Here is a 12634-nt window from a genome sequence, read left to right as displayed (position 1 = left end):
TTTTTTTATAGATTTAAAGATTGAAGGATTTAACGATTGGGAAGAAAGTAATCAAGGTTAAGGTCTGGAATTTAGAATTTTCGGGGTTAGTCTTCTAAAGTCTAATGTTCTATTTTATCTGTACGGAATCATCAATGGTTTTGAAATTTCGAAATCCTGCAACCCGAAATCATACGTTTTTATAGCGTTTGTTTTAAATACTGAACCCACATCCAATGGAAGATTCGGATAGTATGAAAATGACAGCTGGAACGCATGAAATACCAAAAAATCATTACTTATAATAACACCTACACCAAATTGTGAATAGATTTTACTCCTTCTAAACCCTGTATTTTCCTGTCCCAAAATTCCCATGGTAACACTAAAATAGGGATTTAACCGGAATCCTAAAATCCGCCAGGGTGAATATCCCTGCGTTTGAAGTGTTAACAGCAGTTTTTTGGTTCCAAAAACCGTTGCCTGATCAAAACCTTGTAACCCTGAATTTTCATTCAACGTCAATTTATCTAAATTGGAATCCAAACGATTGCTGCCAATGATAACCTGAGGTTTAATAAATTGCCTGAATTTCCAATTCCCGGTCTCATATAAATTAGTAAAATAAACAGCGCTGCAATTAATGGCACTTTGTGTTGTTTTAGAATCCTTAAAAAAGGTTCCATACTCTATATTACCGCTCAAATAACCAAAATCATAATACTTCCCTAAAGCAAACCGGGCGCCAAAATACAATTTATATTCATCATTTTTCTTCTGATAGCCACTGGTTATATTATAGATAATTCCTGATGCAATATCTTCCACGATATCATAATTGAATATGTATTTGTCCTGAGTGAATTTACGGGAAGAAATTCCTACCCCTATTAAATATAAATTTTCACTGGAAAAAATACCTAAACTGTCCTCCAGTATTTCAGGTTTTTCGATGTAATTTTTAGTATAATACCTGACACTCGTTATTAAGTTTGTTACACGCTCATCTTCCGAATTTCCGTTAGAAATACGCAATGCACACCCTGCCCAATAATCTTGTGAATTGAATTTGAAATTTTGTGTTTCTACAACCTGATCCGCATCTACCCTTTTTACTTTTATATATTGTTTATCCATATAAACTCCGGCTCCCCAACGTGCATAAGGAGAAAAAAAAGGCCGCTCGACTTTAATGTACTTTAAATAATAATCATCCAGATCCACTCTATAGCCAATTGTTGTCCTGATAAAAGTATTCAGAATAGCCGGAATGGTATAACTCATATTATAACCATTCCTACTGCTGTTTAAGCTAGTTGTATAAATATTTGAAAACTCGTGCCCTGTTCCTAAAAAATTTCTTTCAGTCACATCAAAAGTAGTTTTTGAAGTAGATGTGGAAAAATTGGGAATTAAACTCCAGGAATCTATGGCACGTACATAAACATCTACAGAATCCGAATTTTCAGCCACTAACTCGGCCGTAATCCTTACGCCTCTAATGTAACGCTGACTCCTTATTAACCGCCCTGATTCTTTAGTCAATAATGAATCTAAGGGTGTATTCCTCTTGATTAAAAGTAAATTCCCTATTGCTAAATCATGCGTCTTAAGATGTAATGCGTTTCCCATCTTAGTAATACGCTGTTTTGGCTTAATGGTACTGTCCATTTCAGAATATCCAAAAGGATCAAGCGTAGTGATAGTAATATTTCTGATTATTTTTCCCTCACATTGGGCATAATTCTGTCTTTTAATTTTATGAAATGAATTCTTCCTGATTTTTTGCTTGGCGACCGGTTCAAAAACTAATTTGTGCAGAAACTTGGTGAATTTTCCTTTTTTGGAGTATTTCTCTATATCACGATACATTTTAGCAGTATCTTTTGCTTTAGTATCTTGAGCAAATGTGATCTGATAAATGAAGAGTATCAAAAAAAGCAATATGAGTTTAGAATTTAAAAACATTGCCGTTTTATTATCTAAATTACAACATAAACAGCTAATAAGCTAAAAACATGTGAATTATGAAAATCAAATACCGAATTCTGAATATTGGAAAGATTTAAGGTTTTTAGAACTTATGCTATAGAAAAAATAAACTTTTATAAAAACAACTAAAATCTCTTTCTTATTAGGACAATTGACATTCTAAACAAAGTAAATTGACTTTTTGAACAAAACTGCCCGCTTCCTGTAAACCTAATTTTGTCTTATAACTTTTAAATAAAAAGAAAATGAGACTTAACAATTATCAGGGAGCGTTACAGCAGCCAATCGGTTCAGGATTTAACGCAACTTCCACAGCAGCAGACGTAATCAAAGGAATTGACCTTAGCGGAAAGATCGCAATTGTCACCGGCGGTAACACAGGTATCGGACTTGAAAATGTTAAAACACTTGCCCATGCAGGCGCAACCGTGATCGTACCCGCACGTGACATTGAAAAAGCCAAACACAATCTGGAAGGTATTAAAAACGTGGAAATCGAATCCATGGATGCCATAAATCCAGCTTCCATTGATGCTTTTGCAGAAAGATTTCTGGAATCAGAACGCCCTTTACACCTATTGATCAACAACGCCGGAATTATGTGGGTACCGCTTCGCCGGGACAGTTGGGGCACCGAATCCCAGTTGGCTACAAACTACTTAGCCCAATTCCATTTAACAGCCCGTTTATTTCCCGCGCTGAAAAAAGCAAACGGCGCGAGAGTAATTAATGTTTCTTCGCTGGGACATCAGATGGCTAATTTCAACTTTGAAGACCCCAATTTCAACCACAGGGAATATGAAACCTTACAAGCGTATGGCCAATCCAAAACCGCCAGTAATTTATTTGCATTGGAACTTGATAACCGGGCAAAGGAATTCGGTGTAAGAGCCTACTCGTTGCATCCGGGATCCATAGGCGGAACCGAACTCGCAAGAGAAGCATCACTGGAATTATTCCAGAAAATGGGTTATTTGGATGCAAACGGAAACCTGCTTCCGGAAGTAGCTTCCAGACTGAAGACAATTCCACAGGGAGCAGCCACTACCGTATGGTGTGCAACCAGTAAACAACTTGACACTATTGGCGGAGTGTATTGTGAAGATGTCGATATCGCCTCATTGGCTACAGAAGAAAGCTTCGGTGAAAAAGGAGTCGAATTGTATTCCTTAGACAAAGAAAATGCCCGAAAATTATGGACCGTAAGCGAAGAAATGACCGGAATCACATTCAACATATAATTAATAGCCTGCCTTAGCTTTTAGGCAGGCTTTCAAAATTCATTGCGAAATGACATTTTAAACAAAGTAAAAACACTGAAATCAACTTATCTTTGTATAAAGCGTGTCATTATCCCAACAATTAATGCAACTGTAAACAATGGAATATCAGGCTAAATACATTACTCCCGACATCAAACTCTCGTGTTATGAAGACAAATTCTTTAAGTCGGATATCACTTTTGATGATCATATGCTGGTTTGGTTCATCTCGGGTGAAACCAGAATTGTTCAATATGACACAACATTCACTTTTAAGAAAGGGGATATTTTTTTAATTCCGAGGAACCAATTGGCAACTGTCCTCAATTACCCTTCAAACGGAGAACCACACAAAACTGTAGTTATGCATCTTTCGGTGGAGCGGCTGAAGAAATTCTACCAAAATATAGAATTGAAAAACAAACCAATACCCCAACACAAAATTTACAGCTTTAACAACCATCCTTTATTGGAAAGCTGCATGGCTTCACTAATCCCTTATTTTGATTTAAAAGACGGTGTCCCGGAAGATCTGGCTTCCTTAAAAATAACCGAAGCCATAAGTATCTTGAGGGAAATTGATAAAAATATCGATAATGTACTGGCCCATTTTGATGAACCCGGCAAAATAGACCTGATTCATTTTATGGAACGCAATTTCATGTTTAACATGCCACTGGAAAAATTAGGATACCTAACCGGACGCAGCCTGTCGACTTTTAACCGTGATTTCAAGAAGTTATTCAACACAACCCCTCAAAAATGGCTGACCCGGAAAAGACTCGAACTCGCTTACTACCAACTCACCGAAAAGAAGAAGAAACCGATAGAGGTATATCTGGAAGTAGGTTTTGAAGATTTGTCCCATTTTTCATATGCTTTTAAAAATCAGTATGGTGTGGCTCCTACAAAGCTGCTTTCTGTTTAAATTCACAGAATCAATTTTCATTACATTTATAATATCATGGATGCCAAAGAAATCTTAAGAGAACATATCACAAAAGTAGTAACGGTTACCGATGAGGAGTTTGATTATTTCTTTTCACACTTCAAACCCATGTCGTTTAAAAAAGGGCAGGCTATTATTACAGCGGGTGAACGTATAGATTCAGAATACTTTGTTGTGGATGGTTTTCTTAAATCTTTTTACATTAACGATAACCTGAAAATGTACATTCTCCAGTTTGCCATGCCCAATTGGTGGACCTCTGATTACGATGCCTTATACAGCGGTTCAAAAGCCACCATCAATGTTGATTGCATTACCGATGCAGAGGTGCTTTGTATTTCCAATGATGACAGGGAGAAACTATGCCGGGAAATCCATCAGATCGAATATTTCTTCCGCTGGCGCACCAATAAAGGCTATGTGGCAGCACAAAAAAGATTATTATCATTCATGAATAACGATGCCAGACACCGTTATGAATATTTAATGAAACAATATCCTGCTCTGTACAATAACGTACCTAAGCATTTGATAGCAGCGTATTTAGGTGTTTCAAGGGAAACACTGAGCCGTTTATACAATTCCTGAAATCTGACCTTAACACATAAACAGAAATGCTAAAGCTATTGTAACTTACGGCATAACAAAGCTGCAAAATAATTGATAAATTTGTGAAAGTCGAATTACATCCCGGTTATTAAATTCATTCAGGACTTCAATAAATCAGGGAAGCTGATAGCTGCAATCTGTCACGCTCCTGTTGTACTGGCTTCTGCCGATATTTTAATTGGCTGCTTAAAAAATAAACGGCTCTTTTTAATTTCCAATACCTAATCTGATAGTGGTAGCTCTACTTCTTCCACTATCAGATTTAATTAATTAAATTTATCCATTAAACAGTTTGATATGAAAGCACTTATTATAGGAGCATCCGGAGCAACAGGTAAAGATCTGGCAGAGGTTTTACTGCAGGATCCCGATTATACTGAAGTCGTAACATTTGTACGCCGTAAAAGCGGTTCAAATCACCCAAAACTAACAGAAATCGTAATTGATTTTGACTATCCGGAAACGGTATCACAATTCATTACCGGGGATGTCCTGTTTTCATGCCTGGGAACTACCCTGAAAATAGCAGGCACAAAGGAAAAACAAACCGAAATCGATTACGGAATACCACTACGTTTTGCCTCAATTGCTAAAAACAACAACGTCAAATCATTGGTACTGTTGTCTGCTTATGGTGCTTCACCCTCAAGTACTGTTTTTTATTCAAGAATAAAGGGCGAACTGGAACGGGACATAGAAACTCTTGGTTTTTCAGACTATACTATTTTCAGACCGGGTTTATTATTGCGTAAAGATTCAGACCGTTTTGGTGAAAAAATAAGTGCTGCTGCATTGCATTTTATGAATAAACTGGGTATTCTGAAGAGTTTCAAACCAATGCCCACACAAACACTTGCTGAAAAATTAGCACTGGCTCCCAAAACCAACGCTAATAGAATACAAATTATCGAATTGGATAAAATTTTCTCTTTTAATGGTTAAACTCCCAAAATGTGACACACATCACATAATGCTGCCGCTGCTTTTGAATGTGACACAGATCACGTAACCATCTTGTGGTTTCCGGCCAACTTTGTACTGTAATTTTAATACAACAAAGAAATGGAAACAAAATTTAAATTGATCAATGACCAGACTACAATCAACTGGATTGGCAGAAAAGTAACCGGTGCCCACAACGGTACTATCAATACAAAAGAAGGGGAATTTACCTGGCAAAACGGTAGCTTAACCGGAGGTAAAGTAATCATAGACGCAACATCCATTAAAATACTGGATATCAAAGATCCTGAAACAAATGCGCAATTCGCAGGCCACCTTGCTTCGGATGATTTTTTCAGCTCATCACAATACCCTGAAGCTTCTTTTGTAATCACTTCGGTAATACCAAATAATAATACTGCGACAATCGAAGGGAATCTGACTATTAAAGATATCACCCATCCCATAACCTTTGAAGCTGATATCAATAATTCAGATGATACACTTACACTGTCCGGCGCCATCAAAATAGACCGGACCAAATACGGTATGAAGTTCCGCTCCGGAAATTTCTTCACCAATCTTGGCGATACACTTATCTACAACGATTTTGATTTAAACATCAACGTAACGGCTAAAAATTAATCTCAAAACAATAACATCATGCCATATGTAAAAATAGAATTGACACGGGAGGGAGTTTCCCGTGAGCAAAAACAAATCCTGATCAAAGGAATTACTGACCTGTTATCAAACACACTCAATAAAGATCCACATCTTACCCACATCGTCATTCAGGAAGTCGAACTGGACAATTGGGGCTACGCCGGGGAACAAGTATCAGTATTAAGGGAAAAAGGCATCACAGCCGATAAAAAATAAGTTATTATGAAAGCAAAAACAGTAATCGTAACCGGAGCAGCCTCCGGAATAGGAAAAGGTATTGCAAAATACTTTTTAGACAAAGGAGATAATGTGGTCATCAATTCGGTAACCAAAACAGCATTGGACAAGGCATTCAATGAACTGGGGGCCGGTGACAACCTCGCCATGGTCGTAGGCGATGTAAGTCTTAAGGAAACCGGCGAATTATTGGTAGCCAAAGCCATGGAGAAATTCGGTTCTGCCGATATCCTGATCAATAACGCGGGTATTTTTGAAAGCAAACCGTTTCTGGAAGTCGATGAAGAATACCTCGACCGCTTCCTGAAAACCAACTTAAAAGGCACGTATTTCACCACGCAGGCGTTCATCCCGCAAATGCTCAAACAAAAAGATGGTGTCGTGATTAATATCGGTACACCACTGGTAAACCATGGTCTGGGAGGATGGCCTGCTTCAGCTCCCATAGCAAGTAAGGGTGCCATTCATGCCTTAACAATCCAACTGGCAGCCGAGTTCGGAAAGCAAAACATCAGGGTCAATACCGTTGCTCCGGGCGTTATCCGCACTCCCATGCATGGCAACAATGCCGATGCCACTGCCGGATTGCACTTACTCAACCGTGTGGGTGAAATCAATGATGTAGCCGAAATGGTCTATACCGTAGCCAAAAGCAATTTCATCACCGGATCCATCATCAATGTCGACGGCGGTAAAGGTGCCGGTCACAACTTAAATTAAAATGAAAACCTATTTCTTAACCGCTTTTATGCTCTGCTTCATCCAGGGCATAAAAGCACAAAATAACAACACAATGAGAACAAATGAACAGGATATAGTGGCGATCACGGTAGTAATCGAAAATTATTACCTGAAAGGGATTTATGAAGGAGATATAAGTCTTTTGAAAGAATCTTTTAATGAAGGAACCTTACTGTTTGGGGATGTCAAAGGTGTTCCCTATGCCAAAACGCTGGACCAATACCTTGACGGGGTTCAAAACCGCCAAAGTCCGAAAGACTCGGGAAAACCGTTCAAAGGCAAAATTATTGCAATTAAAGTCGTAAATTCGATAGCAATAGCTGACATCACAGTTGAAATGTACGATTTCCATTATCAGGATTTACTTTCTTTCCATAAAATAAACGGGAAATGGGTCATCGTAAATAAAATGCTTACCGATATAAAACCTTAAAAACAATAGTATGTGGTACGATACAAGGGTAAAGAAGATTCTCGGGATTGATTACCCTATTTTACAGGGACCCTTCGGCGGAAAGCTTTCCACAGTCAAACTATTGTCCAAAGTATCCAACATGGGTGGTCTGGGTGGTTATGGTGCCTATACCCTCACCCCGCAGGAAATTCACGAGTTGGACAAAGAGATCAAAACAGCTACCGATAAGCCATACAATATCAATTTATGGGTTTCTGATACCGATGCTCCCGAAAGTGGCATTACGGATGAACATTTCGGGAAAACAAAACAGTTGCTGAAACCGTATTTTGATGAAGCAGCTATCCCTTTTCCCTATAAACCGTCCGCTTTCAAATCGCGCTTTGAAAATCAGGTTGAGGTAGTATTGGAGGCCAGGCCAAAAGTATTCAGCTTTGTCTTTGGTGTGCCTTCACAAACCATACTGGAAGACTGCCGCAAAAAAGGCATTAAGACTGTCGGTGCCGCCACTACCCTGGATGAGGCTATATTCCTTGAAAATGCAGGTGTGGATATGATTATCGCATCGGGTTTTGAATCGGGCGGACACCGTCCTTCTTTCTTAAATACTCCCGAAGCATCAACCGTGGGGACTTTTGTTCTTATCCAGTTGATCAGGGAGAAAGTCAAAATCCCTATCATCGCGGCCGGTGGTATTGCCGATGGCCGTGGTGTGGCTGCTGCTTTACTTCTTGGAGCGGAAGCAGCACAAATTGGTACAGCTTTCTTAGCCTGTGATGAATCAGGCGCTCTGCCAATCCACCGGGAAATGCTGTTTTCCGAAGCTTCCCGGAATACCATGCTGTCCCGCGCTTTTACAGGCCGTCTGGGAAGAGGCATCGCTACACGTCTGGCAAAAGAAATCACCGGAAAGGAAAACCAACTCCTGCCTTTCCCGCTGCAAACCACGCTCATGTCTTCCTTGAGAACGGCAGCCCTGGACCAACAAAAATGGGACATGATCCTATTCTGGAGCGGACAGATTGCTCCCATACTCAAACACAAAAAAGCGGAAGTATTGATGAAATCAATTATTGAGGAAGTCCCAAAGTACTGGAAGGATATTTAAAGAATATAGAATACAATCCCAATCATAGTGACTGGGATTGTATCTTGTTTTTTTTAGGTTAAACGAAAGCTTTATTGTCTTTTTGGTGTTCGTCTCCACAAATAAATAAGGATAATCATACATGATTTATAGTTCTATATCCGGATTAACGACGGGATTGCACAGCGAGGGTTTTTATCTCGTTTTATATGCTAAAAAAACGCTACACTATCTTTTTTGGTACTCGTCTCAACTTGTGGCAAAAAAAAATAGTTTTTGAAAAATTGCCACAAAAAGTGTGGCAATTTTTTCAGTTTTAAAAATTTTGCCACGCTAAAAGTTGTGGCAAAATTTTTACGTTTGATTTTTTTGCCACAACTCTTTATAGTATGAAATCCTACGGTGGTGTGAGTGTCTCGCTCGTGCCCACAATCCACTTCAAAACAAATCTAATACAATCCCAATCATAGTGACTGGGATTTTATCTTCCTTTTTATGCTAAAGAAATAGTTTCGCTTCGCCCGTATCCTGCTTACGCCTTTATCTCTCTACAAAAAAATACTTGTCAATTTTTCGGTTGTATGGCCACAGAGCCTAAGAATATCTTTGTACAAACAAATAAAGAAATGACAACATATTTAAAATTTAAAGAATTACATAATCAGACACAACCTTTGATTATTGGAAATGTCTGGAATGTACAGAGTGCAAAAATCTATGAGAAGTTAAACTTTCAGGCAATTGGAACTTCAAGTGCTGCGATTGCCCATTCATTAGGGTATGAAGATGGAGAGCAAATGCCGTTTTCAGATGTATTATTTATTGTTGAAAGAATTAAAAAAAGTGTCACACTTCCGCTATCTGTGGACATTGAATTTGGTTATGGAAAAACGGCAACAGAAATTACCGACAACATCATTACATTAGAAAAATTAGGTATTGCAGGAATAAATATTGAAGATAGTTTTATTGAAAACAACGAACGGAAACTTAAAGACTGTGTTCCATTTTCCCGGCTTTTAAAAGAAGTAAAAACCATTTTAACACAACAAGGAATTTCAATTTTCATCAATGTAAGATGTGATAGTTTTCTTTTGAATGTCCCGAATACGCTACAAGTTACAAATGAAAGATTAAAAATGTATGAACAGGCTGGTTCTGACGGAATATTTTTACCTTGCATTACAAAAGAAAGTGATATTGCCACAATTGTTTTGCAAACTAAATTACCGCTAAATGTAATGTGTATGCCGGAATTACCCAATTTTGAAACCCTTCAAAAAATTGGAGTAAAAAGAATAAGTATGGGTAATTTTTTAAACAGTTATGCTTATACAGCATTGGAAAATATGACAACAAAAAATTTGACTGAACAATCTTTTAAGGCTTTGTTTTAATAATGGAATTGACAGACGAAATAATGTACAAAGCAATAGTTGAAAAAGACACTTCATTTGAAGGTGTCTTTTTTACGGCTGTTAAAACCACTGGCATTTTTTGCAGACCGCCTTGCACGGCACGAAAACCGAAATTGGTAAATGTTGAATTTTTGAAGACTTCAGAAGAATGCATTCTCAAAGGTTACAGGGCTTGTAAAATTTGTAATCCTTTAAAAACGTTAAACCATACTCCAATAGAATTTCAGAAAATTATTAATGAACTTTCAGAAAATCCAACTTTAAAATTCAAAGACCACGACCTTAAACAAAAAGGGATTGAACCAAGCCAGATAAGACGGTGGTTTTTAAAAAATCACGGCATTACCTTTCAGGCATATCAAAGAATGTTCAGAATAAACTCGGCATTTAAAAAAATACAAAATGGTGAAAGTGTAACACATACTGCTTTTGACATAGGTTTTGAATCGTTAAGTGGTTTTGGAGACACATTTAAAAATATAGTTGGCGTTTCACCAAAACAAGGCAAACAGCAAAATATAATTGACTTAAAAAGAATAGAGACGCCATTAGGGCCAATGCTTGTTTGTGCTACCAATCAAGGAATTTGCCTGTTAGAATTTACGGATAGAAAAATGTTGGAAACAGAATTAAAGTCGATTGCAAAACTTTTAAATGCAATAATTATTCAAGGAAACAACAAACATTTTGACACATTGGAAATCGAATTGCAAGAATATTTTAACGGCAGAAGAAAAGAATTTTCTGTTCCGTTACATACACCGGGAACCAACTTTCAAAATAAAATTTGGACTGCATTGCAACTCATCCCTTACGGACAAACAAAAGCTTATAAAGAACAGGCAATAGCAATTGGAAGTCCTGAAAGTGTAAGAGCGGTTGCAAATGCAAATGGAATGAACAGAATTTCTATTATAATTCCGTGCCATAGGGTTATTGGCTCAAACGGACAATTGACAGGTTATGGCGGCGGACTTTGGCGAAAAAGGTACCTGTTGGAACTTGAAGAAAAAACGGTAGGAAAAATGGAATTGGTATGATTATAAGTTTGGTTTTTATCATAAATTTCAACCGCTTCGCAATCCCGATAGCTATCGGGTTATTTTTTTCAGGAGCTTTTTCCTGCTTTCGCCTTTATCTGTCCCGATAGCGCGGATTTGCAATCCGTGCTCACAATCTACTTCAAAACAAATCTAACAAAAAATCCCAATCATACCGACTGGGATTTTTATCTTGTTTTTGTATGCTAAACGAATAGCTTTGGGAGTATCTTTTTCATCTTCGTCACCATATTCATAATCAGGGTTATCCACCAGCTTTGCTAATATGATTCCTATGTTTCCACCATATTTAATTCCTGAAAAAACACTATCTCTATTTTTCATATTAACAGCTTTTTCAATTTCTTCAATTCTATCATACTTTTCAAAAAAAGGTAAAGCTATTTCTTTAAACAATTTAAGAATTTCAGTATAACAAAATGCTAAATCCTTATTTGAATTTAAACAGAAACGATGATTTTTACCATCATTGATATAGTTTTCAATTGTTGTTCCTATTGTTGGGGTGATTTTATGATATTTTGGTTCGTAATAAGAAGCTTTGTGATAAATATTTTCAACCAAATCTTTTCTTATTAGCATTCCCAAGTTTATTTCCCAACCTTCATCTCTTATTAGAAATATTAATTGAAGTTTTTTCCAACCCTCTTTACTTTTACTTGTAAACTCACCAAGTTTTTTATTCAATTTAAAATTATATTGGATTAATTCTTTATCCAAGTAATCTAATAAAATATCTTTTAAAACATTATCTGCCATATTATTTAACTATTAGGGTCTTTTAATATCAACTTTCGTAGGAGGAATTTTTGTTCCAGCTGGATAACCTTGCGCAGTTCCTTTGTTCCCAACAACAGTTCCACCTTTTTTTTCTAAAGCTGGAAACCCACTTTTTTGATTTTTAGTTAATCGAGCTGTTGCTGATGATTTACCTTCGGTTAATGCAATTTTACCATTATTAGTACTAACGTTATCCATTCTAACTTTACCTTTTACTCCATTGGGTTTTATTGTTACTTGTTCAGCAATATTTTTATGAACCCGATAGCGCGGATTTGCAATCCGTGCTCACAATCTACTTCAAAACAAATCTAACAAAAAATCCCAATCATACCGACTGGGATTTTTCTCAATTTTATTCTCTTTGCGGGCACGGATTGCAAATCCGCCTTTACTTTGTCTTAGATAAAAAATGATTATCTTTTTCAAAGGAAAGCAGAGGTGAACTATCAAATCCGCCAAGCTCGTTACTTATATAGCGCAATAGTCCTCTGCC

At 37.3% G+C, this 12634-nt stretch carries 15 protein-coding genes; 12 read left to right on the top strand and 3 right to left on the bottom strand.

From position 1 onward, the window contains the following. Positions 1 to 114: 114 nt before the first annotated feature. Positions 115 to 1914, bottom strand: a complete 1800-nt coding sequence (locus NAT51_RS18025; RefSeq protein ID WP_250601195.1) for a hypothetical protein — start codon at positions 1912 to 1914, stop codon at positions 115 to 117. Between the two features lie 302 nt (positions 1915 to 2216). On the opposite strand from NAT51_RS18025, the gene NAT51_RS18020 reads away from it, so the two are divergent. From NAT51_RS18020 to NAT51_RS19760, 12 genes are all read left to right on the top strand, one after another. Continuing rightward, a complete protein-coding gene (locus NAT51_RS18020; protein WP_250601193.1) occupies positions 2217 to 3212 on the top strand; it encodes an SDR family NAD(P)-dependent oxidoreductase in 996 nt (331 codons plus the stop codon). 139 nt (positions 3213 to 3351) lie between these two features. Beyond that, positions 3352 to 4161 (top strand): helix-turn-helix domain-containing protein, encoded by an 810-nt coding sequence (locus NAT51_RS18015; RefSeq protein ID WP_250601191.1) that lies wholly within the window; start codon positions 3352 to 3354, stop codon positions 4159 to 4161. 36 nt (positions 4162 to 4197) lie between these two features. Beyond that, entirely contained in the window at positions 4198 to 4770 is a 573-nt protein-coding gene (locus tag NAT51_RS18010; protein WP_250601189.1) for a Crp/Fnr family transcriptional regulator, read from the top strand. 99 nt (positions 4771 to 4869) lie between these two features. Then, positions 4870 to 5016 carry a DJ-1/PfpI family protein gene (locus NAT51_RS19835; protein WP_394799711.1) on the top strand — a complete coding sequence of 49 codons (147 nt, stop codon included), beginning with the start codon at positions 4870 to 4872 and terminating at the stop codon, positions 5014 to 5016. A 72-nt stretch (positions 5017 to 5088) separates the two neighbouring features. Further along, complete coding sequence (locus NAT51_RS18005; protein ID WP_250601187.1) at positions 5089 to 5733, top strand: NAD(P)H-binding protein; 645 nt, start codon at positions 5089 to 5091, stop codon at positions 5731 to 5733. Positions 5734 to 5853: 120 nt separating this feature from the next. Next, positions 5854 to 6378, top strand: a complete 525-nt coding sequence (locus NAT51_RS18000) for a YceI family protein (protein ID WP_250601185.1) — start codon at positions 5854 to 5856, stop codon at positions 6376 to 6378. Positions 6379 to 6396: 18 nt separating this feature from the next. Continuing rightward, positions 6397 to 6615, top strand: coding sequence for a tautomerase family protein (locus tag NAT51_RS17995; protein WP_250601183.1), 219 nt, complete (start codon positions 6397 to 6399; stop codon positions 6613 to 6615). Positions 6616 to 6621: 6 nt separating this feature from the next. Next, positions 6622 to 7356, top strand: coding sequence for an SDR family NAD(P)-dependent oxidoreductase (locus tag NAT51_RS17990; RefSeq protein WP_250601181.1), 735 nt, complete (start codon positions 6622 to 6624; stop codon positions 7354 to 7356). A 1-nt stretch (position 7357) separates the two neighbouring features. Beyond that, positions 7358 to 7810, top strand: a complete 453-nt coding sequence (locus NAT51_RS17985) for a nuclear transport factor 2 family protein (protein WP_250601179.1) — start codon at positions 7358 to 7360, stop codon at positions 7808 to 7810. 10 nt (positions 7811 to 7820) lie between these two features. Then, a complete protein-coding gene (locus NAT51_RS17980) occupies positions 7821 to 8900 on the top strand; it encodes an NAD(P)H-dependent flavin oxidoreductase (protein ID WP_250601177.1) in 1080 nt (359 codons plus the stop codon). A gap of 605 nt (positions 8901 to 9505) precedes the next feature. Next, a complete protein-coding gene (locus NAT51_RS17975; protein ID WP_250601175.1) occupies positions 9506 to 10276 on the top strand; it encodes an isocitrate lyase/PEP mutase family protein in 771 nt (256 codons plus the stop codon). Between the two features lie 2 nt (positions 10277 to 10278). After that, on the top strand, positions 10279 to 11337 hold the full coding sequence (locus tag NAT51_RS19760) for a bifunctional transcriptional activator/DNA repair enzyme AdaA (RefSeq protein ID WP_317245726.1): 1059 nt from the start codon (positions 10279 to 10281) through the stop codon (positions 11335 to 11337). A gap of 153 nt (positions 11338 to 11490) precedes the next feature. Here NAT51_RS19760 and NAT51_RS17960 read toward each other — a convergent pair whose 3' ends face one another. Then, positions 11491 to 12117 carry a hypothetical protein gene (locus tag NAT51_RS17960; protein ID WP_250601173.1) on the bottom strand — a complete coding sequence of 209 codons (627 nt, stop codon included), beginning with the start codon at positions 12115 to 12117 and terminating at the stop codon, positions 11491 to 11493. 12 nt (positions 12118 to 12129) lie between these two features. Continuing rightward, on the bottom strand, positions 12130 to 12336 hold the full coding sequence (locus NAT51_RS17955; RefSeq protein ID WP_250601171.1) for a hypothetical protein: 207 nt from the start codon (positions 12334 to 12336) through the stop codon (positions 12130 to 12132). Between the last annotated feature and the right edge of the window lie 298 nt (positions 12337 to 12634).

This window comes from Flavobacterium amniphilum, assembly GCF_023634845.1.
Lineage (GTDB): Bacteria > Bacteroidota > Bacteroidia > Flavobacteriales > Flavobacteriaceae > Flavobacterium > Flavobacterium amniphilum.
The sequence above is the reverse complement of the archived record's forward strand: the minus strand, read 5'-3'. Positions and strand labels throughout refer to the sequence as shown.